Annotated in this window: 28 protein-coding genes; 15 read left to right on the forward strand and 13 right to left on the reverse strand. The window is 56.8% G+C overall.

All coding sequences use genetic code 11. The features are described from left to right. Positions 1 to 381 (reverse strand): hypothetical protein (locus NO930_RS12225; protein WP_256403471.1); only part of this gene is annotated, 381 nt, incomplete at its 3' end. 245 nt (positions 382 to 626) lie between these two features. Here NO930_RS12225 and NO930_RS12230 point away from each other — a divergent pair. Next, positions 627 to 893, forward strand: coding sequence for a DUF8053 family protein (locus NO930_RS12230; RefSeq protein WP_256403470.1), 267 nt, complete (start codon positions 627 to 629; stop codon positions 891 to 893). A gap of 349 nt (positions 894 to 1,242) precedes the next feature. Here the strand turns inward: NO930_RS12230 and NO930_RS12235 are convergent, their stop codons facing one another. Further along, positions 1,243 to 1,830, reverse strand: coding sequence for a site-specific integrase (locus NO930_RS12235; RefSeq protein ID WP_256403469.1), 588 nt, complete (start codon positions 1,828 to 1,830; stop codon positions 1,243 to 1,245). A 190-nt stretch (positions 1,831 to 2,020) separates the two neighbouring features. On the opposite strand from NO930_RS12235, the gene NO930_RS12240 reads away from it, so the two are divergent. Beyond that, on the forward strand, positions 2,021 to 5,086 hold the full coding sequence (locus NO930_RS12240) for a restriction endonuclease (protein ID WP_256403468.1): 3,066 nt from the start codon (positions 2,021 to 2,023) through the stop codon (positions 5,084 to 5,086). Positions 5,087 to 5,579: 493 nt separating this feature from the next. Then, complete coding sequence (locus NO930_RS12245; RefSeq protein WP_256403467.1) at positions 5,580 to 5,825, forward strand: hypothetical protein; 246 nt, start codon at positions 5,580 to 5,582, stop codon at positions 5,823 to 5,825. 116 nt (positions 5,826 to 5,941) lie between these two features. Here NO930_RS12245 and NO930_RS12250 read toward each other — a convergent pair whose 3' ends face one another. From NO930_RS12250 to ftsZ, 4 genes are all read right to left on the reverse strand, one after another. Continuing rightward, on the reverse strand, positions 5,942 to 6,307 hold the full coding sequence (locus tag NO930_RS12250) for a hypothetical protein (RefSeq protein ID WP_256403466.1): 366 nt from the start codon (positions 6,305 to 6,307) through the stop codon (positions 5,942 to 5,944). A 68-nt stretch (positions 6,308 to 6,375) separates the two neighbouring features. Beyond that, positions 6,376 to 7,173 carry a hypothetical protein gene (locus NO930_RS12255; RefSeq protein WP_256403465.1) on the reverse strand — a complete coding sequence of 266 codons (798 nt, stop codon included), beginning with the start codon at positions 7,171 to 7,173 and terminating at the stop codon, positions 6,376 to 6,378. Between the two features lie 244 nt (positions 7,174 to 7,417). Beyond that, positions 7,418 to 9,451 (reverse strand): KAP family P-loop NTPase fold protein, encoded by a 2,034-nt coding sequence (locus tag NO930_RS12260; RefSeq protein WP_256403464.1) that lies wholly within the window; start codon positions 9,449 to 9,451, stop codon positions 7,418 to 7,420. Between the two features lie 169 nt (positions 9,452 to 9,620). Next, positions 9,621 to 10,769 (reverse strand): cell division protein FtsZ, encoded by a 1,149-nt coding sequence (gene ftsZ, locus NO930_RS12265; RefSeq protein ID WP_256403677.1) that lies wholly within the window; start codon positions 10,767 to 10,769, stop codon positions 9,621 to 9,623. 475 nt (positions 10,770 to 11,244) lie between these two features. Between ftsZ and NO930_RS12270 the strand changes: the two genes are divergently transcribed. From NO930_RS12270 to NO930_RS12285, 4 genes are all read left to right on the forward strand, one after another. Continuing rightward, on the forward strand, positions 11,245 to 11,559 hold the full coding sequence (locus NO930_RS12270) for a hypothetical protein (protein ID WP_256403678.1): 315 nt from the start codon (positions 11,245 to 11,247) through the stop codon (positions 11,557 to 11,559). Positions 11,560 to 11,614: 55 nt separating this feature from the next. Continuing rightward, on the forward strand, positions 11,615 to 12,619 hold the full coding sequence (locus NO930_RS12275; protein ID WP_256403679.1) for a Cdc6/Cdc18 family protein: 1,005 nt from the start codon (positions 11,615 to 11,617) through the stop codon (positions 12,617 to 12,619). Between the two features lie 68 nt (positions 12,620 to 12,687). Beyond that, the gene (locus tag NO930_RS12280; protein ID WP_256403680.1) at positions 12,688 to 13,011 is read left to right on the forward strand and encodes a hypothetical protein; all 324 of its coding nucleotides are present in this window, start codon (positions 12,688 to 12,690) and stop codon (positions 13,009 to 13,011) included. 207 nt (positions 13,012 to 13,218) lie between these two features. Beyond that, positions 13,219 to 13,488 (forward strand): hypothetical protein, encoded by a 270-nt coding sequence (locus NO930_RS12285; protein ID WP_256403681.1) that lies wholly within the window; start codon positions 13,219 to 13,221, stop codon positions 13,486 to 13,488. 5 nt (positions 13,489 to 13,493) lie between these two features. Here NO930_RS12285 and NO930_RS12290 read toward each other — a convergent pair whose 3' ends face one another. The 5 genes from NO930_RS12290 to NO930_RS12310 form a co-directional block, all read right to left on the reverse strand. Continuing rightward, positions 13,494 to 13,745: a type II toxin-antitoxin system HicA family toxin gene (locus NO930_RS12290; protein ID WP_256403682.1), complete on the reverse strand. Its 252-nt coding sequence runs from the start codon at positions 13,743 to 13,745 to the stop codon at positions 13,494 to 13,496. Further along, on the reverse strand, positions 13,742 to 13,945 hold the full coding sequence (locus NO930_RS12295; protein ID WP_256403683.1) for a type II toxin-antitoxin system HicB family antitoxin: 204 nt from the start codon (positions 13,943 to 13,945) through the stop codon (positions 13,742 to 13,744). Before NO930_RS12295 ends, NO930_RS12290 begins: the two co-directional genes overlap by 4 nt. A 73-nt stretch (positions 13,946 to 14,018) precedes the next feature. Continuing rightward, on the reverse strand, positions 14,019 to 14,222 hold the full coding sequence (locus NO930_RS12300) for a hypothetical protein (RefSeq protein WP_256403684.1): 204 nt from the start codon (positions 14,220 to 14,222) through the stop codon (positions 14,019 to 14,021). 26 nt (positions 14,223 to 14,248) lie between these two features. After that, positions 14,249 to 14,689 (reverse strand): hypothetical protein, encoded by a 441-nt coding sequence (locus tag NO930_RS12305; protein WP_256403685.1) that lies wholly within the window; start codon positions 14,687 to 14,689, stop codon positions 14,249 to 14,251. Positions 14,690 to 14,916: 227 nt separating this feature from the next. Then, positions 14,917 to 15,171, reverse strand: coding sequence for a winged-helix domain-containing protein (locus tag NO930_RS12310; protein WP_256403686.1), 255 nt, complete (start codon positions 15,169 to 15,171; stop codon positions 14,917 to 14,919). Positions 15,172 to 15,663: 492 nt separating this feature from the next. Here NO930_RS12310 and NO930_RS12315 point away from each other — a divergent pair, with 492 nt between their 5' ends. Genes NO930_RS12315 through NO930_RS12335 form a run of 5 tightly spaced genes read left to right on the forward strand, consistent with a single transcriptional unit; the run spans position 15,664 to position 18,056 of the window. Next, complete coding sequence (locus NO930_RS12315; RefSeq protein ID WP_256403687.1) at positions 15,664 to 16,005, forward strand: PadR family transcriptional regulator; 342 nt, start codon at positions 15,664 to 15,666, stop codon at positions 16,003 to 16,005. Next, entirely contained in the window at positions 16,005 to 16,418 is a 414-nt protein-coding gene (locus tag NO930_RS12320; RefSeq protein WP_256403688.1) for a hypothetical protein, read from the forward strand. The genes NO930_RS12315 and NO930_RS12320 overlap by 1 nt, the downstream gene beginning before the upstream one ends. After that, positions 16,415 to 16,729: a hypothetical protein gene (locus NO930_RS12325; RefSeq protein WP_256403689.1), complete on the forward strand. Its 315-nt coding sequence runs from the start codon at positions 16,415 to 16,417 to the stop codon at positions 16,727 to 16,729. The genes NO930_RS12320 and NO930_RS12325 overlap by 4 nt, the downstream gene beginning before the upstream one ends. Continuing rightward, on the forward strand, positions 16,726 to 17,034 hold the full coding sequence (locus tag NO930_RS12330) for a hypothetical protein (protein WP_256403690.1): 309 nt from the start codon (positions 16,726 to 16,728) through the stop codon (positions 17,032 to 17,034). The genes NO930_RS12325 and NO930_RS12330 overlap by 4 nt, the downstream gene beginning before the upstream one ends. Beyond that, complete coding sequence (locus tag NO930_RS12335; RefSeq protein ID WP_256403691.1) at positions 17,031 to 18,056, forward strand: tyrosine-type recombinase/integrase; 1,026 nt, start codon at positions 17,031 to 17,033, stop codon at positions 18,054 to 18,056. The genes NO930_RS12330 and NO930_RS12335 overlap by 4 nt, the downstream gene beginning before the upstream one ends. A 270-nt stretch (positions 18,057 to 18,326) precedes the next feature. On the opposite strand, the gene NO930_RS12340 is transcribed toward NO930_RS12335, so the two are convergent. Then, on the reverse strand, positions 18,327 to 18,689 hold the full coding sequence (locus tag NO930_RS12340) for a DUF5518 domain-containing protein (protein WP_256403692.1): 363 nt from the start codon (positions 18,687 to 18,689) through the stop codon (positions 18,327 to 18,329). A 131-nt stretch (positions 18,690 to 18,820) separates the two neighbouring features. Between NO930_RS12340 and NO930_RS12345 the strand changes: the two genes are divergently transcribed. The 3 genes from NO930_RS12345 to NO930_RS12355 all read left to right on the forward strand — a co-directional run bounded on the left by NO930_RS12345 (position 18,821) and on the right by NO930_RS12355 (position 20,403). Beyond that, positions 18,821 to 19,780, forward strand: coding sequence for a hypothetical protein (locus NO930_RS12345; RefSeq protein WP_256403693.1), 960 nt, complete (start codon positions 18,821 to 18,823; stop codon positions 19,778 to 19,780). Next, entirely contained in the window at positions 19,777 to 20,106 is a 330-nt protein-coding gene (locus NO930_RS12350; protein ID WP_486608172.1) for a WNWW family protein, read from the forward strand. The genes NO930_RS12345 and NO930_RS12350 overlap by 4 nt, the downstream gene beginning before the upstream one ends. A gap of 120 nt (positions 20,107 to 20,226) precedes the next feature. Continuing rightward, positions 20,227 to 20,403 carry a hypothetical protein gene (locus tag NO930_RS12355; protein ID WP_256403695.1) on the forward strand — a complete coding sequence of 59 codons (177 nt, stop codon included), beginning with the start codon at positions 20,227 to 20,229 and terminating at the stop codon, positions 20,401 to 20,403. 100 nt (positions 20,404 to 20,503) lie between these two features. Here NO930_RS12355 and NO930_RS12360 read toward each other — a convergent pair whose 3' ends face one another. Further along, a complete protein-coding gene (locus NO930_RS12360) occupies positions 20,504 to 21,571 on the reverse strand; it encodes a type II glyceraldehyde-3-phosphate dehydrogenase (RefSeq protein ID WP_137784497.1) in 1,068 nt (355 codons plus the stop codon). Positions 21,572 to 21,610: the final 39 nt, after the last annotated feature.

Below are 21,610 nucleotides of genomic sequence, written 5' to 3' on the forward strand. Positions count from 1 at the left end.
CGAGAGATCACTCCAGTATCCCGGACCCGCGATGAACGCGAGCAGTATCCCGCCGGCTCCAGCGATCAGTCCGGACCCAGTGGAGTCGACACCGAAGAGGTAACCAGACGAAATAAGCAGAAGCCCAGACGCGACGAGCGCCCACATCGCCAGTTCGCCACCGATACCAGCACCGCGCATCTCGACGGACGTTCTGTCGGCGGTCACCCCGCCATCCGTTTCGAGATCGTCATCGGCGTCCTCCTGGTACCGAACGTCGAGCCCTGCCGGAACCTCGACGTGGCCGTGGTCGAGGCAGACGAGCACCTGACCGTCGAGGTCCGGCGCGTCGACTGCGTGTTCGTGGCCGTTCTGCCGGACGGCGACCTCGCCGTCAGGCATCGGTGGTGTTGACGTGTCGCCAGTCTCGGAAGTGCTGTACTTCGCTGCGGTCGGCCTCCGCGTTACCGGAGGGATCGGGGGTCTCTTTCACCCGGTCTCTGTCGGTCATCTCTGTCTATCGGCCGGAGCGGCCGATAGACGCGCGACCTGTCCCCCCGTGTTTAACCCACCGCTGAAATGGAACAGAGTAACCTCGAAGCCATGTCAGGCATAGATTTAAGTAACCCAGACAGGTCGGCCAGCCCATGCAGAAGCTCCAAGACCACGGTGGATCGGGTGTTGTCACCCTCCCGCGCGACGAACTCCAGAAAGACGACGTTCTCGACGACGGCGAGATTCCGGACGAACAGCACCTCGATGTCGAACGGATGGGTCGCCGGACATACGTGGTTCGTATCCCTGAAGATGACGGCACGCTTCCCGAGCTGACCCGGTGTGACTTCGTCGAACGGCTGGCCGCGCAGCGCGCCCTCGATCTCGATGCGAGGCGGTTCGTACCGCAGGCGGACTGAGCAAGACTTTGCCTTTGCACCCCTTGCACGAGCCTTTTTAGGTGATAGCGTCGAAGGCGTTGATGCGTAGAAACCCGGCGTCTCCACCCGTAGGCAGGGTATCGGCGGGTTTTGCGCGTTCGCTCCCAATGAGTGACAACGCTAACGAATCGGAGGAAGACTCCGATAAAGACGACGAGGAACAAACCCATCTCGACCGAGTACGAGAAGCAAAACTCGTGCTGGAAACGATGAGAACAGCAGCAAAGCTGGTCGAGATGTTGAGGTAGTGGAGTACGCCCTTAACCGGCGTCTCCACCCGTAGGCGATTCTGAATAGAACCGGTATCGTATTAAAGAATTTGCCACCATCAGAGCCATTCCACCTTCTCCCGCGCTCGGCGCTGTGCCGCCGGGCTATAGGTCCCGTTGTAGTGATCTAGAAACGTCTCTAGGTCCTCCCAGCCGCCCCAGTCGAGAACGAGCAGCGGGTCCACCTCCGCATCCGCGAGCGCACTCGCCCACGTTCGCCGGAGGTCGTGCGTACTGAGGAACAGCCATCCGCGTTCGTCCTCCTGGTCGGCGAGCTGCTCGCGGGCGTCCTGGAGCCAGCGCCGGAGCGAGCGCGTCGACGAGATCGAGAGCACCGGCTCGTCGCCTGCGGCGTCGCGCATGTCGCCGATCGTTTCGATCCGCATCGCGAGGTCGCTCGGGATCGGCGTCTCGCGGAACTTGTCGCCCTTCCCCTCCCAGACCCGGACCACCCAGCCGGCGTCCGTCTCGACGACATCCTGCGGGGCGACGTCGAGGATTTCCTTCGAGCGCAAGCCGGAGCGCGCGCCGAGGCCGAACGCGATCGTCTGCTCGGTGTCGCTCGCGATGGCTTCGAGTTTCGAGACCTCGCTCTCGGAGAGCCACACCTTCTTCCCGTCCTGCTCGTCGTGAGGTCGTAGGTTCATCGCGTCCGGCTGGTGCGTCAACCGGACATAAAGGTGCGGGTCGAGGTGGGTTCCCGGCGTGATCGGGGCGGGTTCGAGCACGATCGCGTCCGACTCTCGTCTCACTCTCGGACACTAGTTAATCAGCAAAGCTGTTCATGGCTTAGAAAATACGTTACGATTAAATCAATTCGTAATCGCTACATATCATATGAATGACGACGATGGTGCTGTCTTTTTTTCTCCAACTCGCCGGGACGTATTGACTGCTACCGCTGCGCTCACAGCTACAGGCGGTAATGTGACGACAGCTACCGCGCAGTCTGACGACTCCGCTTCAGAATACGAGATCGGACTCCCACTAGAACAGCAGTGGACCTTTGGGTTCGCTGATTCTCAGGCGGTTGGTGGTCCGAGAGTTTCCCCCGGATCACAAGTCGGTGATACGTACTACCTCAAGTTGGAAGAAACCGAGTTTGACCCAGCGAAGATTGTCGCGTATGATATAAAAGACCGCTCTAAGCGCTGGGAGTTGACAGCAAGGAATTACGTTTCCCCACCAGTCGTCACTGACGATACACTCGTTGTCTCAGTACTCTCTGATATCAAGGCCTACCCAGCAGCTGAAATGGCGACAGAGACACTGTGGGAGTACACCACAGACATGGATATCGTTGGCGACCCAGCATGGGCTCGAGATGGGTTCTTAATCCACGAATATAATGCGACCTCCCGAGATAGCGGACCGAGCGACTATACCTATGAGGATGGACGGCTCACACTATTAGACTCAGACGGGAACCAGCAGTGGGCTGTCAATGGTGAATCCTTTCGATCACCGTATGTGGAAGGTGATTCAATCATCCACATTGCGGGGAGTGAGTACCGTGAGGGAGGTGACTATACTGTCACCAGCGGACGGGTAGTATCTCGAGATATCGAGACTGGAAATGTCGAATGGAAAACACCAGATATCAAGGTGTGGAATATCCGTTCAACACCGTTCGATCTCGTTGTAGCGCACACTCGAGACGACGCAATCCGAGGGATCAACGCGAATACTGGAGAGGAAGAATGGACGGTAAACGTCGGTCCGAAGGTAGAAGATTATGACGCTGGACCGACACATCTTTTCGTAGGAACGGGTGACCAGATCCAAGCGATCGAGTACGCCACTGGCGAGGTAGCGTGGACGAATACCACCATCCGACCATACGATATATCACATACAGGTGGCCTCGTGTTCATCGGCGCGTACGGTGGAAATTTTTACGCGCTCGATCCGGGAACAGGTGAGATTGTCTGGGAAGATTCTCATCCGCATGGTGATGGTTTCATCCGATATAGCGACGAAGATCTGTATTTGTTCTCTCATAATTGGGTCTCTAGATATACCGGACAACGAGGGAAGGCACTGACAGCATTAGGACGCGCCCGAGACACCGATGGCCTAGGAACTGCTACAGCAGCAGTCGCAAACCTACTCGGGAGAAAAAATGCCCTTTCGCGGGCAGAGACCGCTATTGAGAACAATCGTTATCAGGAGGCGATGACAGCCGTTGACAGTGCGAATCAACGCAAGGGGGCTGTTGAAGCCACAGCAACACTCCTAACGGGTGGTGCCGTGTACGGTGGCGCTCGGACAACTGGCAAGAGAGTGCAAGCCCGCCGATTAGAGTCAGCACTCGATCAGCTCCAAGATGAGTATCCCATTGAATCAGGCGCGCTTGCAGGCCTTTCACCGAACGCAGTTCTCGATCAGGCACAGGTTGCCGAGGAGAGTATCCAGCAGTCACGCTTCGGCCCTGCACTCCGAATGCTTGCAACACAGCAGGATGACTATAGTTCGCTCATACAGACGCTTGAAAGCCTTCATAACGTCCATACTGACTTGAAGACGATCTCGTCGGAACTCGAGTCGGTTGCCGGCGAACTCAACACACAACAGTGGCGGAAAGAGTTTGAAGAACAACTGACTACCGATGGTACAGTCGAAGAGAATACACTTACGCGCTGTCGACAGGCCATTTCAAGAACACAACAGTACACAGAGGTCAAAGATGCACTTCCAATGGGCAAAATCGATCTCAGCCGCTTCGACTCTTCAATAACTACTGTTCAATCGACGGCTGAAACGCCGGCCACTGTCGATGCCTATGTGCAGGCTGGGCTGGAGTCTCTAACCACCTATGCGAATTCACGCCGTCACTTAGAGACATATGACCTCTCGCCAATCCGAGATCAACTGAATCAAGCACTTCAGTCAGACCCGATGAAGACAGATTCTGGAGTCCCATTATTCGAAACGCTCGATTCACTCCTCACGGCAGCCACGGAGGCAGAGCAGGCGCGTACCGATATCGACTATTCTCACACCGGATTTACTGCAGATGAGGTCACTGCCTCAATCAGGCAGGCTCTCGCGACTATCGATGTCAATGAGATGCAGGCAATCGCAACGAATCTTCAAAATCTCAAACGCGGCGTGTGGAAAGCCGAACACCTACACGCGTACTCTCCGTACGAGTTTGAGCATTTGATTGCTGATCTGTATTCGGATCTAGGCTACTCGACGGAGGTGACAGAGGAAGGAAGCGACGGTGGGATCGACGTCGTTGCTACTGATGATGGCGAGAAACTCATCATTCAGGTCAAGCAGTACTCTCCAGGTAACAAGATCGGACGCCCGACAATTCAGCAGACAGCAGGAGTCCGAGACCAATTCGGTGCTGACAAAGCTGTCGTTGTTACTTCGAGTAACTTCACTGGGACCGCTCGCGATGCAAGTCAGGATTACGGCGATCAGATGGAGTTGATCGACGGCCAGACGCTTCGTGAAATGCTCTCTCACTCTCGGCTAGCGCCTCCAATTCAGTCCCAGACTGGTGCGCGTTCGAGCCAGCGGAACCAGCGAACTCAGCGTGGAAGGTCTCACTCGCAATCAAACGGAACCAGTTCGTCTTCTCACAACCACCACACGGGCTCCTACTGCATGGTGTGTGAACAGTACTTCCAAGTTGAGTTAGAGACCGTCGAAACACCTACTGGAGAGACAGTTCAGTGTTGTCCACGGTGTAAGCAGCTCATCAACGAAGCGACTGGCGTGAATGAATATGACCGCGCAGACGCATTAGATGTACTTGACCTGTCGCCTGGAGCGTCCGATGCGGAAATTAAAGATGCCTATCGCAGTCTCATGACAGATGTACACCCAGATCAAGGTGGGACACGAGAAGAATTTGAGGAGGTCCAGCAGGCGTATGAAACCCTCCTGTAGTGGCATATCAGTCTCAGATACACTCCACACCACATGTCTCAAAACAGTTGAGCAGATGATGATCTTGATTCGACAGCTCTCTTGAGCCCCCTTGCTGTCTGAAAATATCCGGAGGTGTTGTTCCGTATCAGACCTGTAACTGTCCGACTCTCTCCGTATTGTCGGACATCAAGCTCAGACACTTCGCATAAAACTCTACGAGGTTTCAGAACCACAGGAAGAACATTTCCATGAAATAACCCAGTCTTCACTGTTCGCATCATTACTTAGATCACTAATATTCACAGGAACTAGTGTTCCCTGTTCATCGCAGGAGCCGCAGTTGGCACCGGTCAGTGAGACGTTCATAGCTGTTTGTTTGCCTCACTATCAGTATAATATTTTGGGGGAGCTGTTTGGGCGGTAGGAACCTGCTTCTCGCCATGTCTGAGTCCAGCTGTTGATGATCGACGTGCCACAAAATATTAATTCGTTTGATATGATCTGAGAGAATATGGCAGATCCAGACATAGCGGTGAAAGATGATCTGAATATTGAAGAGACGATCCAGTCACTCGACAAAGCGATAAATGAGATGGCTGCGAGAATAGCGACTGGTGAATTCGATGAGGAGCACGAACAACTTGATGTTGACCGGCTGAACGCAATATCGAACGCAGTTGATGCGAAACGGAGACTCATCGAGGAAGCACCGAAGGCTAGTCTGAGTGAGCTTTGGGCAGAGGATTTGAAAGAGTAGTTCATCCGCACCTGATGTCGAACTACGCCGTCCGATCTTCTCCCAGTTCCCGGACAGGTACTGATGAACCACTCACCTGTCGGCGCGATTCAGCACTTCTCTTGAATACAGCGTGATTATGGCTGAAACTCTTTGACCACATCGGGCGGTTCCTGCCACTGTAAGAACCAATGGAGCGGGTACGCAAGGAACGCTCCGATCACTACCATTCCGATGAACGAGCCGACGAGCATCATCAGGAGGCTAACTAATGCTTCAGTTGATAGAAGAGCGTACGATGTATTAGCAATTCCATTGACCGTGAGCATTCCAGAGAATAGTAGACCGGCAATGATCATGACACCGATTCCACGGTTTGTACTCCAGTTGGATTCTTTTTCGCGTATGAAGCGGTTCATAATCGCGAAGGCCGGTACGATGCTCGCCCCCGCCGCAAAAGCGGTGATGAGTAAAATCTTTCCCGCGGATGTTACCTCGGCCATTTGTAGGAGTTAGTGCTTGATGATGGATAACCAATATTATTCTATTGGATCGCGTTGTTGCGATATATCTACTCACCCTCTTCGTCTACTGCTGAACTGTTGGATGTGTCCTTATCTCTTTTCTCTATTTCTTTCATGTACTCAAGGCTGTATGGCGGATCAAATCTTAGCATAGAGCCCCTGTTAGAAACGCTCTCAGGCAAAATAAGAAGCAACAACCGGTACACCATTCCAATGCCAAAGAAGATACCCAATAACTCAATTGGTGAGGCCGTATCTCCTGCTGCGAGAGTATATGCCACCACCGATAGGATCATCATTGAAAGAGTAAGTCCTAACTTGCCAATCATTAGCCACCGATCCAGAGAGAAGATTAGTCGATCGTTGTGTTCGATTCGATCTCTATAATCCTCAAGTCGAGACTTTAGATATTCTTGAGTTGAATCTTCAAATGAAGTTAGGTCATGTATGTCGCTTGGGTTGGAAATACTACGCGTATTGTATGCCTCATACCCGCCTGCTCCTATATTAACGAGACCAGTTATCAGTAAGCATGTGAATCCACTTATTGTAAGGTATCTTATTGGAATACAACCCCCGCTATCAAATATACATCTGTCTGACAGAACCAAACTTCCAAGTCTGGTAAGAGATGTCGGCTCAAAGGCGCTCAGTAATGTAACAGGTACTCCAACAAGAATCAAAACGAGTTGAAAATAGCGCGTTCCCTCCTTAGAAAAGGACTTGATACTCTCTTTCTGAGTACTTAGGCGCTGTTTGGCGTTTTCGTACTCTAGTCTTAGCGCCTCTTCAGATACTGAGCCCTTCTCACGATCATCATTCTCTTGTTGATTATCTCCGCTCATTTGTTATACGACTGAACAAACAAGAGAGAAAAGGCTACCGCCGTAAAGTGTCCTGTCCGATACTATTGGTGGCAGTTGAGCTTCCCATATCGACGCCGGCACACCTAGTTCTATTAAAAATGAGGTCTACTCGCCAGTGGGGCGAGAAGGGCCTGCTTCTCGCCATCGTGCTATTACGTCTTCCTGTCAAGATGTTAGATCGAAAGCCCGATTTGTAATTCTCCGAGTAACTCAATAGAGGTTTTTATTCGATAATTTCAGTGTCGTCAGTACTCTGAAGACCCGAAAGGGAACGTTGCCATTCTTCCCAACGGGAACCCCCACTCATATCAGTAGCGTCAATTGTTTGTAATCGCTGTTTGAGAACATCTGTTAATTCGTCAAGCCCATCAACAGACCAGAAATCTTGAGGGGTCGGTGAATCAATAAATTCCGTGTTAGGGCTTAGAGAGATAACCTGTAGTTGTTCTGGCGCATTTTCACGAAGACGCTGGAACCAAGTTTTTGCAAGAAGCGATGGATCAACAATCCATATAAAACAATAATAGAGCTCGTCAACCTCTGCAATCGGCTTCTCTTTCGCATTTTCAAAAACAGTTAGTTGTAGATCCAACTCTAACGTTTCTGAGACGGACCGCAATTGCGATTGAATTTTATCAGGATCATATTCTGCGCTATCAAAGAATGCAATCTGGACAGTTTTCTCTGACTCTTCCTGATCAGTATCTATTGGTCGATCAACACGTGGTGAGATCTTTTGGAGATCTACAACTGAAACTTGATCCATTCGATATTGATCACCTTCCCCGTACGTCAGTAGGTCAAGAAGTGGGTCTACACTCCCCCAATCTTGCAGTACTTCATGTTCAGAAACATCTCCTTCGTTGTCATTAGCAAACTTAGACATCCGTTTAAGAGCAGTTTGATCGTTTGCCACGACGGTTACAAACGTAGGATATTGAATACTTATTACGACAAACTTCGCAAGTTGAAAGAGTGTTATCATATCCCCTGCTGGTTCTTCATTTTTTCCTGCAAGTAGTCCCTCTGATTCCGCAAGAACCGCCCTAAGACGATATAAATTAATGAATCTTTTTATTTGTCGCGGATTATTTTCAAGAGCCGGTGCCGCCATCTTTACCACGTCATCAAGTGATGATTTAAACCTCGGTGAGAGTTCTGTTTGCCAGATTGACTCGATATTATCTCCACCTGTATTGTGCTTTGTTATTTCCTTATTAAGCACATCTCTCCGCACAAGTTTCTGGATGTCTTCTTTTTTTGGCTCCGGGACTACAAATGGTATTTGGATAAATTTTTCAAGATACTGATACCCGAAATCGATCGCCTCATCTTCTGTCTCATCATTAATATGATTAAGTAATGTTTCGTGCTTTGCAGCAATTCCGGCGGCAACACGCTCTCGATCTAATCCAATAATAAAGATGAGATCTGAATTGCTTGATACCATTAGATTAATCGATCGCATCAAATCAGCTGCCTTTGGAACGGTACATCGATCTACATCGTCCATAAAAACGTAAACTGGATCATTACCAGCATATGTGTCCAGTATGCGTTCAAGATCGGACTGAAACGCTTGTAGAAACTCCGTCCGTTCCCGATAGGAAGGGTCGTTTAAATGTTTTTTAAAAGATCTATTTATAGACGTTGCCCATACCCCGTACGCACGTCGGCTGAGATCTACAGTTGCAAGAATACTGACGACAACGCCACTAGTTCCTAGCCAGAATCGCAGGTTTAACCCTGTCGTTGCCGAACTCGCGCTAACCCATTCGATACCGATGTTTAACCAAAACCAAAGCCCACTCAGAACCACAACGACTGAAATTGCAAGAATGGCTGCGAACTTCGCTAGTGCTCCGTTGCTAGTTTCAGAGAGAAGCCGGCGCCAACTGATCATCGCAAACTTCCCTGGTCTCTTGTACCATGGAACACTACTTTTGAGAGACTCTACAAATGTTAGTGCAAAAGATGCCCATAGTGCCTCTTGCTGCTCATGCTTCCATGGGTTGAATTCAATAGTTGTTTCTCCCTCTTCTTCCAACTCTCGTCGAAGTTGACTCATGAAAGATGATTTTCCACTCCCCCATTCGCCCTCTACAGAAAGTGTAAGTGGTGGTTCCGTTTCATCATTTGTGAGGAAATATTTGACCGCAGTCACATATGGCTGAAATCCAAGTTGGTCAACCTCAGCTGGATGATCATCAGTCGCGCCAAAATGAACATCCGGATCCTCAGCCGCATCCTCACCCATACTCAATGTCTTTCTTGACACGTTACAAAACAGTTGTCCTCTGATATATCCCTGAGATTCAGTTTAATTAGTCTAAATAATTACTTGTTTTTTCACTCTCAACCAAATAATTATGTGGTTTTAATTATGTATGTGATTTGGTTTGATAAATAGTATCCTGAATAGCTTATCAAACTACGTCAACTCCGTCATCACTATCATCGTCTTCTCCGCCATCTACCGCTGTATCCATCCGAGTTTCAACATCTGTTTCTCTCTTTGTTGCTGCTCGTGATTTGTCGGCCTGCTTCTGCGTGGAGGGGCCGAGCACCTGCGCGCTCTGAACGCCCGTCATGATCGCCATGACACGGACCTTCCCCTTATACTCGTCCCGGATACGCGCGCCCCAGATGACGTTGGCGTCCGCCTCTAGCCGCTCGGTGATATTATTCGCGATTCCCTCTGTCTCCTTCAGCGTCAGGTCTGGGCCGCCCGTGATGTGGATGAGCCCGCCGCTCGCGCCGCGGTAGTCGACGTCCAAGAGCGGGTGGTTCATCGCGTCGTTGACCACCTCTTGGGTCTTGTTTTTGCCCTGTGTCTCGCCGACTAACATCACGGCGATGCCACCCTGGTTCATGATCGTAGATACATCAGCGTAGTCGAGGTTGATGAGCGAGGGCTGGGTGATCGTCTCCGAGATCCCCTTCACGGTCTCGGCGATGATCTGGTCCATCACCGAGAACGCCTTCCCGATCGGCAGGTTGGGCACGTAATCGAGGAGCCGGTTGTTGTCGAGGACGATGATCGAGTCGGCCTCGTTGCGGAGGTCCTCTAACCCCTCCTCGGCTTTCACCGTGCGGGCTCGCTCGACGTTGAACGGCGTCGACACCATCCCGACGACGATAGCGCCCTGGTCTTTCGCGATCTTCGAGATGACGGGAGCCGCGCCGGTCCCCGTGCCGCCGCCCATCCCGGCCGTGACGAAGACGAGGTCGGCGTCGCCGAGCACCTCTTTGATCGTCCCTTGGGCCATCTCGGTCGCGCGCTCGCCCATCTTGGGGTCGCCGCCGGCACCGAGCCCCTGCGTGAGCGACTTGCCCACGAGGATCTTGGTGTCGGCCTCGATCATCTTGAGGTGCTGTTTGTCGGTGTTGATCGCGACCGTGTCCGCGCCGTCGACGCCGATGTTGTACAGACGGTTGATCGTGTTGTTTCCTGCGCCACCGGCACCGATGATGACGATCCGGGGGTCCCCGAACTCGTCGTCACCCATACTGGCGTCCATCTCGCGCTTCTCCGCCTCCGCGTTGTCGAGGGCATCTTGAACGAGATCTTCCATTATGAACACCAAGACTTGCGATCAGTGTCAGAGTGGATTATATTTAGAGAGGCACTGTTTATGGGTACTTTCCAGTCAAATACTAGCCTAAGTAGATAGTTGGTGGAGAAATTCGGGGCCGTTAGGATCTCAGAATGGACAAATCGTTTCGTGATAATAGAGTTCGTATACATACTCCCAGAGTTCGTTGAATAGCTATTTCCGAGGATCTTAGAGCATAAGCCGTCAATTAAACGGTATCCATCGGAGATATCAGCCATTGTTCTTATTAGCGGGTCCCGAGTCGATATTTGACGAAGCGTGCTTATGGGGTGTATTATGTCCAGGGTGCTAATACTTTCGGCTATTAACATATTCTATTATTTTCATCGAACTCTCAGGATGGGTTTAGATGTGCTCCCGTCCGGTTCTCTCCCAGTTCCCGGACGTTCCGCGCGATCGGAGGTTTATACGTGATACCGAGTTAGAGGCACATATGACTTGGATTGAACGTGATGGACGCACCGTGTACGTCGACGATGATGGACCAGCGCCACTTCCGAATATCGCTCACTGGTTGAAAGATGTCGAGCCCCCACGTAGTGCAGTCCGGCCGTTAGTCCCATTACTTGGTCTAATCCTTTCGCAGATAGATGAAGTCGTAGGCGTCGCTGTTGAAATCTTAGATGCCGTGTTCGGGGTATTGTTCTGCTACTGTATTGGTCTTCAGGTCGTCCCGAGACAGACGATCCAAGTTCCGAAGAGAGGGATAAACATCAACGTTCCTCAACCCAGCATTCAGATGGACTGACTACTTTCACTCCGGACGGCTCGCTTACAAGTCACCGAATCGAGAACGGCGAGGCGTGATCCAAAACGCCCGTGTCCTCAAGGAAAATTGGGTCCCACAGGAACTCCACCACCGAGAGGGACACCTCCAGCATCTCTCTGCTCAGCTGAAGCCACTCGCGCACGGTCTCGGAGCGGAAACCGTAATGATCACAGGCTCCAGCGGCACCGGCAAGACGACGATCGCGAACTACATCGTCCGCCAGCTGGACCAGGAGGTCCTCGGTATCCGCTGGGGGTACGTGAACTGCATCTCGGAGACGTCGATGTCGTCGGTAGTCTACTCACTCGTGCGTGACGCCGGCCGCGCGAACGATCTCCGGAAGAAGGGCACGCCGACGTCGACGATGTTCGATCGCCTCCGTGACTTGGACGAGCACTTCGTCGGGATCGTCGACGAGGTCGATGTCCTCGACGACGAACAGACTATCCAAGCGCTCTGGGAGATCCCGAACGTCACCCTCGTTCTCATCTGCGTCGACGAGGACGACTTCTTCGCCGACCTGGACTCGCGCGTCGCCTCTCGAATTCGGGGCGCGACGAAAGTGAGTCTCGAACGCTACCACCATGACGAACTCGTTGATATCCTTTGGAGCCGGATCGACGCCGCTCTCGCGACCGGCGTCGTCGAGGAGGAGGCCGTCGAGACGATCGCCGACATCGCGGCCGGCGACGCCCGCCACGCGATCACGCTACTCAGGCGGGCGGTCCGCGACGCCGTCGAGCACGGCGACGAGAACCTGACCGTCGAGAACGTGCAGCCGGTCCGTGGGGAGGCCCGCGAGGAGATCCACGAGCGCCACGTTGACACGCTCGGGACGCACCAGCGACACCTCTACGAGATCATCAAGGACGCCGGAGAGATTCGCGCCTCGGAGCTACACCGGCGCTACGAGGAGCGTGTCGCCGATCCTCGTGTGAAGAGCACGCGACGGAAGTACCTGCAATCGCTGGAACACTACGAGCTGATCGAGTCGACCGGCTCGACTCGCGATCGCCGGTACCGATACAGCGAACCCTGACTTCCAGCAGTAGTCCATTGATTCAAAAAGTGGAACCCTTTTAGTTCGTGATAATGTTTCGTTAGATAATGGTTATGTCTGAAATTTGGGGATTCGTCACTAATCTAGTCTCGCCGCGGAATCGGCACAATATATTTCTCATAATTTATCTCACGGCACTATTCACACTAGCACAGACAAACACGATCTCACAGGATGCGGTCATGGAATTGACCGCTTGGACGATGTGGGCAGTATTTCTAGCAGGGCCTGTGCAAACACTTGCCGAAGGTGGGTCAAAAAACAAGTCCGAGACTGAATCCGCAGGCGATTCAGAAAGTGAATCGGCAGATGATTCAGAGAGTGAATCACAAGATGAGAAGAGAGAAAAACCGAACGATATTCTGGATTAAATACATTTCTGATTCACCGACGTTTTTTCTCAGTCTTCGTCTTTCGATATTCCGATAATCGCTGTACGGCGTCGCTTTCGATATATTCGATATTTCGCCGATGCGGGCGGCTTCAGTGTACCTACGCGCTGAAAATCGACGTTTCGAGTCGTCTTTCGATATGCTCCCCGGTTCCGCTTTTACTGAATCTCGTGTCGGCTTTGCTGTATGAGTCGAGCACCTTCGAAGCCGACCGAGGCGAGTGACCTCATCCGAATCGACCCCGAAGACGACGACGTCGACGCGGTCAGTGTGATCATCTTCGACGACCCGGACAGCCGCATCGTCGTCGACGGCAACGACGACACGTGGGAGTTCGCGATCAGCGACGAGATCGCGTACTCGCGCTGGGAGATCGGAGAGCTGCCCGAGTGGATCGAGCCCACCCTCTCGCGGATCGGGATTCGGGCAGTTCGAACCGGACAGGTGGATGTGTGAGCGTGTCAGCGATGCTCGTCGATCCAGTAGCACCACGCGTCGAAGTCCTCCGCGCCGCACTGCTCGGCGATCGACTGAAGCGTCCCGATCTTCACCCTGTCGTGCAACGGGACGGTGACGGTTCGGACCTCGCCGGTGTCGGAGTTCGTGTACTTCAGAACTGCGTGGCTCCCGCGCTGACGGTCCTTGCGGTAGTTGAACGAGGTGAGGACGTTGACGATCTCTCGGCCGGAGAAGTTTCGCGGCGGACCGCTCATCCCTCGAACCAGGGAGCGTCCGGTTCCGGTGCGGGCGTGTCCGCCTCGCGGGCCTCCTCGGTTAGTTTGACCGCCTCGTCGAGGTTCGCGAGCGCCTCCTCGCGCGTCTCGCCTTGGCTGGCGACGTTTAACTCCTGGTCGATCGCCGACCAACCGCCGTCATCCTCCTCGATCAGGCGGATCTCGCGTCCTGTGCTCATAGGTGGTGGTAGTGGTCATCACGGAATAAGCGTTCTGTCGCTACAGGTCGGTGAGACCGCCTCGTTGAGACAGCTATCTCCAAGCTGGCCGGCTAGCCAAGATGAGGATCAGAATCGAAATGACGATGGACAGGTACCCAACGAAATTCACCGCGCTAACCCCAGTAAACGCCCCAATTGCGAGGAGAACAACTCCACCAGCGAGGATCGACGCTGCCCAGACTACCGACTGGAACAGTTCGTCGATATCGCGCGGGTTGAGCGTCTTTATCGCCATGGTCGGGCTCTTCAGCCGACCCGAATCTACGTTTCTGATTCCGGTTCGGCTGTCTTCTCAGTTGATCCCTCTTTTCGCTGGGGTCCTAAATCTTCCTCACGATTATCCCCTTCGTCAGCCGTCTCCGAGAGCGTCGCTTGTTCCGTCTCTTCTCCGAAGAGGGTCAGCGCCACCAGCGGGAAGAACAGCACCACGATCGCCAACAGAGACAACCCTACCCCAAGGAATGTCACGCTCGCAAGTCCAAGCAGAGAGAGTCCAGACTCAAACGCGAGGCTCATTGAAGAGACGATTGCCAGTACGAAGAGCAAGCTCGTCGCAATAAGAAGCCGATTCACATACCTCAGAAGCTCATCGGGAACGAACTCGTTCAGTTCGTCCGTACGGAGGATCTGGATCACCAGAATTGCGACTAGGGGAACGGAAATTGCGGTGATCTCTAGGACTGAGAGAGCAAATGAAGTCATTCACGCGGTCACCTCCTCAGTCCAACACGACATATCATCCGGAAGGGAAGTATCACCTATAAAGGCACTCGATCGGAGCGGCACGGAAACGCTCACACTGAGCAGATCAACTGGTCGATATCGGCATTCGGTTCGAAAGAGAACGGATGTGAGGTCACTCGATCTCTTGAGAGTCGATCTTGTCAGCGACGAACGAGGGTCCACGGCTGGAGGATTCGTAGAGACCTCTACTCGTTATTATCTAGTTCGTCTTCGGGAAGATCGTGGTCGAGCCAGCGGTGGCCTTTCTCAGAGACTTGGTAGTACCCGGAATCGGCTTTATCGACGAAACCGTGGTCTTCGAGCTCGGAGATGCGCAGTTGTACCGTCGAGTATCCGATATCGTGACCGTGCCGGCGTAGGTTCGCGTGGAGGGCTTTGGGCGGAAGCTCCAGATCGTGCCGTGCTAGGAACTCAAGCACGACGGAATCACTTAGAGTCATCCACGACGGTCGCGGTCGCATTTCGGGTGATAACTCGGTTCATACCGCTTATTAGGGGAGGTTCTGGACGCTGAATAACTCATATGACTCAGTTATTAGGTTGAATAGCCTAACAGTTAAGTCCCTACCCTCCAGAAGGTGTAGCTACGGAAGCACTCTCGCGGACCCGTCGCTCGCCGATGGGTCCTCTCGCAGAACAAATGCGGACCCCGAGCTAGGGACTCGGGTCCGCGTGGGCTTCCGTGAGTCAGGCACGAAAGCCATGTCAGCAAACCCGTCGGGACCATATCAAAGTCCCGGCACGGCGGTTGGCGGTATCGTTCTCAACGGCGACAGCGACGCTTGTCCGGGTTGCGGTCGACCGCTCGCGAGCCACGCGCTCGACGGCGGCCGCCGCGCCATGCTGTCCCCGTGCGGCCTCGATGTCAGCGGTGTCCCCGCGAGCGACATCGTCGACGCGCTCGGCCGAACTACCTCGCAGTACCTAACCCAATGAGTTCCACGACTAGCGGCACGACCGACACGCACAGCACGCCACACCACACCGATCTGTCGACATTCCAAATCGATCTCCTGACCGTGACCGCGCGGCTCGAAGCCTCGCTCACGGACGTGAAGGGGCTCGCGATCAAGGACAGCCTCGAAGACATCTGCGGCGAGGCGGTGAACCACGGCCGGCTCTACCCCAACCTCGACGATCTCGCGGAAAGCGGGCTCATCGAGAAGGGCACGATCGACGATCGGTCGAACTCCTACCGCGTCACCGAGTCGGGATTCCGGCTGCTCGCGGAGCGTCGTGACCACCTGGACGTCGCCGTCGACGGAGGTGCGTGATGGCGGACAACGAGCACGCCGGAATGGTCGCGCACCAGCTCGCGAAAGCGGCGGCAGACGGCGACGAGCCGCGGGTCGTCGAGGTGCCGATCACGCTGCACCGGAACAAGCAGGGTCTGCACGCGTGGATCGATGAGGAGGCGCTCGGCGAGGAGACGGTCGAGGAGATCTCGCCCGAGATCGACATGGAGGAGATCGAGCGCCGGCTGTTCAACCGCTTCCCGGAGGTGCTGCTCCAGAACGCGGAGGAGAACCTGACGCCGGAGTGGTGTCGCGATCCAGAAGACGCGCCGCAGGTCGCGAGCGCCGATTTCTACCCGGACGTGGGCAGGCTCGGCGGCGTCGCGATCGCGATGGACCAGCGCCTCCAGTGGGCGATGATCCCGCGCGTCGACGGAGGTGAGTCGGCGTGATCGACCTCGACGAGCTGAGCGACGAGGAGATCGAGGCGGTCGTGAACACGAAGATGTTCCAGAAGGCACTCGCGTACCGGCGTCTCTCGGACGGGATCAACGTGCTCGAAGACGAGGGACAGGTCTTCGAGTCGATGGTGAACGCGATCACAAAGCAGCACTCGCAGGTGCGGTCGGAGGACTCGACTCGCGAATTCTTCCGCCTGTTCCGGCAGGAGGTTGAGACGTTCACCGAGGAGATGGAAGCCGAGAGCGACGGCGCGGACGCGGGTGATCTCTCGGACATCATGGTGGACGAGGGAGAGCGATGAGCGGACACGGAGTCGAGCACCGTGTCGTCGACGCGGAGCGCCCACTGACGGGGGTAACGTACGGGCCCGCGGTCGACGCCGACGGCTACGTCCTCACGCTGATCACGGCGGAGGGTCCGCTCGAAGTCGAGTTCGATGAGGATGTGATGTACCTGCTCTGGACGGAGGTCCGCGGGACGCCGTGGCCGGACCCGCCGACACCGAGTGAGGCTGACCTGCTGGTGAAGCGGCTTGTCGAACTCGCGAACGGCGCGGACGAGGAGATGCTGAAAGACGCTATCCGCGCGCTCGGAGGTGAGCGGTGAGCGACCTTCAGCCGATTACGCCGCGCGAAGCCGTGCGCCTCTACCTCGCGGATCGAGAGATGGAGCTGTCGGAGAAGAGCCAGGAGAACCACCGCTACCGGTTGGACTCGTGGATCGCGTTCTGTGACGAGCAGGGTATCGAGAACATGAACGAGGTCACCGGGCGGACGATCCACGAGTTCCGGATCTGGCGGTCGGACGGCGAAGGCGACGACTACGATGAGGTCGCGAAGGTCACGCTGAAGGGTGTCCTCGCAACGCTCCGGGTCTTCTTGGAGTTCTGTGCGAGCATCGATGCTGTCGAGGAGGGGCTTCGAGAGCGCGTTCGAGTTCCTAAGCTGAACTCCGAAGAGATCTCTCGCAACGAGAAGCTCGGAGAAGCGAACGCCGAGGAGATGCTGACGTACTTGGAGCAGTTCCGGTACGCCAGCCGCGAACACGCGATTCTCTCGATCCTCTGGCACACCGGAATCCGGCTCGGTACGCTCCGGTCGTTCGATGTCGACGATCTGGACACCGACGAACGCTGTCTCGATATCTGTCACCGACCGGATCAGGGGACGCCGTTGAAGAACGGGAGTGCAGCGGAGCGCTCGATCGCACTCGGCGAGTACGATGTTGGTGTCCTGCAAGACTACATCGAGTACAACCGACCGGACGTGACCGACGAGTACGGCCGGGAGCCGCTGTTCGCGAGCACGCATGGTCGCCTGTCAGAGTCGCCGATTCGGCTGACTGCCTACCGGTGGACGCAGCCCTGTCGATGGGGAGACTGTCCCCACGACGAGGATCCGAACACCTGCGAGTTCCGGAAGCGCGAGCAGCTGCGCGATTGCCCGTCGTCGAGATCTCCACACGGTATCCGCCGTGGTGCGATCACGAAGCATCTCCGCGACGGGACGCCGGAGGAGGTCGTTTCGGACCGGATGAACAGTTCGCGCGACGTGATCGAGCAGCACTACGACGAGCGGTCGGAGCGCGAGAAGATGCGGAACCGACGAGACCTGATCAAGGACCTATGAAACACTACACTCAGCAGCACATCGACACAGACGGTACCGCCCAGAAGCTGCTCTCCCCGCGAGTCCATAATTCTGCGCCGCGAGCACCATCGCGAGTGGCGCAAATTCTCAGCGGGCGGGATTTGAACCCTACCAGTCGCGCGCAGCGAGCGAAGCGAGCGAGCACGTCTGGTTCTGGTCCAAATCCCCGCGAGTCCACTCACTTCGTTCGTTTCCCGCCTTTCCTAGCGTTTCACTTGGCGCGGGTCGTCCACGTCTCCCAGATGTCGCCTAGTCGCCGAGCACGCCGCCTATCGCTCCGGCCAGCGCCGAGTCGACGGCGAGTAGGAGGGTTACGAAGAGGCCCACGACGAGGACGCCAGCACCGCCGAGCAGGCTCCCGAGCGGTCCACCGACGAGCCCGACGAGCCCGCCGATCACGGCCAGCGTCAGCGTGACGACGACGCCGCCGACGGAACCCGCGAGCAGCCCGTGCCAGAGGCCGGATCCGAGTCCGCCGCCCGCGACGTAGCCGGCCACGAATCCACCGATCAGTCCCGCCCCGACGTGACCGACAATCGGGGCGAACGTCGCGAGCAGTCCGGCGACGATCATCACGACGAACCCGTAGCCGACGGCGCGCCAGTTAGTCATGCGGTCCCTCCACGGGGCGCGTACAAAAGCCTCTCGCGGTCCGGCGGTCGAGGCGTCGACGCTCTCCGGGCTCATAGCCGACATCGACGCCCCGACCACGATTTATGTCGGTCCGACTCGAAACGAGTGGTATGCCCTCCGGACGGAGCGCCCCGACGACGAGCGTGCGAACTGGCTCCGCCGCCCCGTCGCGTGACGAGATACCAGAAGTCGACGGCGCGGCCACCGGCACGGTCGAGTGGGGTCCGGTCAGATACGACCGGCTCCGTTCTGTGACCCTCGGGGTCGCCGCCGTGATCGCCGCGGCGGTCGTCACGGCTCTCGCTGCGCTGGGTCTCGCCCTCGTGGGGGGACTCACGGCCGGCGGCGCCGAGAGCGCCTCCTCGATCGGAGCGTCCGCGATCGCGCTCGGCGTGCTCCTAGTCGCGGCGACGGTGATCTCGCTGGTGCCGGTCGTAGCAGTCGCACGCTCGGAGTGGTCGACCGAGTCCGGATCGCTGCGAGAGGTGATCGACCTCTCGTCGCTTCGACCGCGGTGGATCCTCGGCGGTGGTGTCGCCGCAGTCGGGCTATTCGCGGCCGTTCCGATGGACGTCGGCGGCGCGCTCTGGCCGCTCGCGTCGGTGCTCTTCGTGCTTCCTCAGCTCCTCCGGTCCGGGGGGACGACGGTGCGCGTTGACCCGGACGAACCGACGGTCGAGCGAGAGAACCACGCGACCGATCGAACTCGACGCGACGACTTACGCGCCGTCGTCCGGACGCGTCGGCTCGACCTCCCGGGAGTGGAGACGACGCTCTTCCTGCTCGCGTACCGCGGGAACGCGTGGTACCGGTCGACGCCGTGGCTGATCGTTCCAGACGAACTGGCCGACGCGGTCGAATCGGCCCTCGACGATGCACTCTCTCGCGGCGACGGCCCCGAGCGGGCGACAGTGCCAGAGCGCGTCACCCTCGCGCTGCTCGGGTCGGCTTCGCTCGTCGTCGGCGTCGTGATCGCCGTCGCGTCCGGCGAGGGGGCCGCCGGGCTGTTTCTGGCGCTCCTGACCGCGCCCCTCAGCCTCCTGTTTCTCGCGCTCGCGGCGCGGCTGTGACTCAAGTACCGCCCCACCGTAGCGGAGGCATGGACAGGCGCCGGCTCGAACGGGAACTGGCGGACGCGTTCGGTGGGACCCCGGAAGCGAGACGGGCCGTCGCCCGCGCGGCGACCGACCTCGCCGACTCGGGGCAACCCTCTCGCGACCGCGGACACGCGCTCACCGTGCCCGGGGTGGTCGCGAACCTCGAAGACGCGCCCGACGGGCTGTCGGTCGTCGACCGCTGGAACTGGTGGATCGGAGCGCTCGACGTCGCGTACGGCGGGTACGACTACTTCGCGGTCCGAGTCGTCGCGGACGACGACGGCGGAAACCGCCGGTAGCCGGAGAGTTCGGACGACGCGTCGGCTTACACACTTCCGGAAGACGGCGTGACGCGACCACTTTCAGTTTCACTCTGCGGATGGCTCGCTTATACTGGTGGTGCGCTCCTCGAGTCGAACATGAGCGTGAGCAGCGATGACGGCCCGCGGTACGCGACCGCGACGCGTGTGGACGTCACCGACTGTCGAACGGATCGCATCGCGGACCGGATCAGAGCCAACCGCGTCCGCGGAAGCGAGGTCCACTTAGAGCGACGCGGCGGCCGGGCGTTCCTCGTCACGACGCCGACGACATAGCACGCCGACGACATAGCACGCCGACGACAGTGGCGTCGAGTGTGGGCACTCCGGCGAACATCCGGTCGTGATCCGTAGCCGGTCTAAGAGGGAGATCCGGTCAGTCGTCGGCCGCCATCGGCGCTTGCACCGCGCCACCATCGGAGAGGAGACTGTCGAGTCCCACTCCGAGCGTCTCGTTCGTGCGGGCGACCGACTCCGCGCGGGACACGTCCGTCGCGAGCGTGCGGACCGCGTCGACGTTCTCGGGGACCACGTCGGCCTCCTGGTGGACGTTCTGGAACAGGTACAGGTCCCGACCCTCGACGCTCACGGACTCCTCCCAGACGCAGTTCTCCCAGAGGTCGCCCCGCGGTCGTCCCAGGTCTGAGGCGTAGTCTTTGAGCGTTCCCGCCCCGTCGATACCGGCGCGTTCGGGGATCTGAAATACGCGAGACTGCTCGGAAAGCAAGTCCCGGACGGTCGCGGCCGACGGCTCCGCCTCGAGCGTGACGTTGACGCTGTGGGTGTGCATCCCGGTCACGGGCGCTTTGAGCGCCGCGGTGTCGATGTCGATGTCGGGGAGGATCTCGTTGACGTCCGGGCCGTGGTGTGAGGGAACCGTCGCCGGGTCCGGGATCACGTCGTTTATCGGACCCCGGTCTGTCTCGCTCGGATCGCCGCCGCGGCGGACGAGCGTGACGCGAGCCTTTTCGACCCCGAACTCCTCGTCGAGCGGCGCGAGGATGCGCGAGAGGCCTGTGGAGTTACACGAAACGACGCGGAGGGAGTCCGCACCGGTCACCTCGTCGCCGCTCGCGCGGGCGTTGAACGAGGCGTCGGCGATGTCCGCGTCCTCGCCGCCCTGATATACGGCGGGGACGTCGTGTGCCTCGTATACCGGGCGATTCTGTTCGCCGATCCCGGAGGGTGCGCAGTCGACGATCACGTCGACGCCGTCGAGCAGGTCGCTGAGAGTCCCGGAGACGCCGAGTCCGGCCGTCTCGAACTCGTCGGCGCGGTCGTCGATCGCGGCGTACAGGTCGTACCCCCGCCGGATCGCCGCTTCCGCACCGTAGTCGGGACTGGTCTTCGTCACGCCCACGAGTTCCATGTCGGGTTGGGCCGCGATCGCGTCCGCGACCCGCTTGCCGATCGTACCGTACCCGTTGACGCCCACGCGTGTCATATCTCCTATTCGAGCGGGGTCCCGCATAATGTTTTCGAG

Origin of the sequence: Halorubrum salinum (assembly GCF_024494575.1) — an archaeon.
Taxonomy (GTDB): Archaea; Halobacteriota; Halobacteria; order Halobacteriales; family Haloferacaceae; genus Halorubrum; species Halorubrum salinum.

Coding starts and splice junctions, on each gene's coding strand:
- NO930_RS12230 (WP_256403470.1), top strand. CDS start 627: ATGCAGAAGCTCCAAGACCACGGTGGATCGGGTGTTGTCACCCTCCCG.
- NO930_RS12235 (WP_256403469.1), bottom strand. CDS start 1,830: ATGAACCTACGACCTCACGACGAGCAGGACGGGAAGAAGGTGTGGCTC.
- NO930_RS12240 (WP_256403468.1), top strand. CDS start 2,021: ATGAATGACGACGATGGTGCTGTCTTTTTTTCTCCAACTCGCCGGGAC.
- NO930_RS12245 (WP_256403467.1), top strand. CDS start 5,580: ATGGCAGATCCAGACATAGCGGTGAAAGATGATCTGAATATTGAAGAG.
- NO930_RS12250 (WP_256403466.1), bottom strand. CDS start 6,307: ATGGCCGAGGTAACATCCGCGGGAAAGATTTTACTCATCACCGCTTTT.
- NO930_RS12255 (WP_256403465.1), bottom strand. CDS start 7,173: ATGAGCGGAGATAATCAACAAGAGAATGATGATCGTGAGAAGGGCTCA.
- NO930_RS12260 (WP_256403464.1), bottom strand. CDS start 9,451: ATGGGTGAGGATGCGGCTGAGGATCCGGATGTTCATTTTGGCGCGACT.
- ftsZ (WP_256403677.1), bottom strand. CDS start 10,769: ATGGAAGATCTCGTTCAAGATGCCCTCGACAACGCGGAGGCGGAGAAG.
- NO930_RS12270 (WP_256403678.1), top strand. CDS start 11,245: ATGACTTGGATTGAACGTGATGGACGCACCGTGTACGTCGACGATGAT.
- NO930_RS12280 (WP_256403680.1), top strand. CDS start 12,688: ATGGTTATGTCTGAAATTTGGGGATTCGTCACTAATCTAGTCTCGCCG.
- NO930_RS12285 (WP_256403681.1), top strand. CDS start 13,219: ATGAGTCGAGCACCTTCGAAGCCGACCGAGGCGAGTGACCTCATCCGA.
- NO930_RS12290 (WP_256403682.1), bottom strand. CDS start 13,745: ATGAGCGGTCCGCCGCGAAACTTCTCCGGCCGAGAGATCGTCAACGTC.
- NO930_RS12295 (WP_256403683.1), bottom strand. CDS start 13,945: ATGAGCACAGGACGCGAGATCCGCCTGATCGAGGAGGATGACGGCGGT.
- NO930_RS12300 (WP_256403684.1), bottom strand. CDS start 14,222: ATGGCGATAAAGACGCTCAACCCGCGCGATATCGACGAACTGTTCCAG.
- NO930_RS12305 (WP_256403685.1), bottom strand. CDS start 14,689: ATGACTTCATTTGCTCTCTCAGTCCTAGAGATCACCGCAATTTCCGTT.
- NO930_RS12310 (WP_256403686.1), bottom strand. CDS start 15,171: ATGACTCTAAGTGATTCCGTCGTGCTTGAGTTCCTAGCACGGCACGAT.
- NO930_RS12315 (WP_256403687.1), top strand. CDS start 15,664: ATGAGTTCCACGACTAGCGGCACGACCGACACGCACAGCACGCCACAC.
- NO930_RS12320 (WP_256403688.1), top strand. CDS start 16,005: ATGGCGGACAACGAGCACGCCGGAATGGTCGCGCACCAGCTCGCGAAA.
- NO930_RS12330 (WP_256403690.1), top strand. CDS start 16,726: ATGAGCGGACACGGAGTCGAGCACCGTGTCGTCGACGCGGAGCGCCCA.
- NO930_RS12340 (WP_256403692.1), bottom strand. CDS start 18,689: ATGACTAACTGGCGCGCCGTCGGCTACGGGTTCGTCGTGATGATCGTC.
- NO930_RS12345 (WP_256403693.1), top strand. CDS start 18,821: ATGCCCTCCGGACGGAGCGCCCCGACGACGAGCGTGCGAACTGGCTCC.
- NO930_RS12355 (WP_256403695.1), top strand. CDS start 20,227: ATGAGCGTGAGCAGCGATGACGGCCCGCGGTACGCGACCGCGACGCGT.
- NO930_RS12360 (WP_137784497.1), bottom strand. CDS start 21,571: ATGACACGCGTGGGCGTCAACGGGTACGGTACGATCGGCAAGCGGGTC.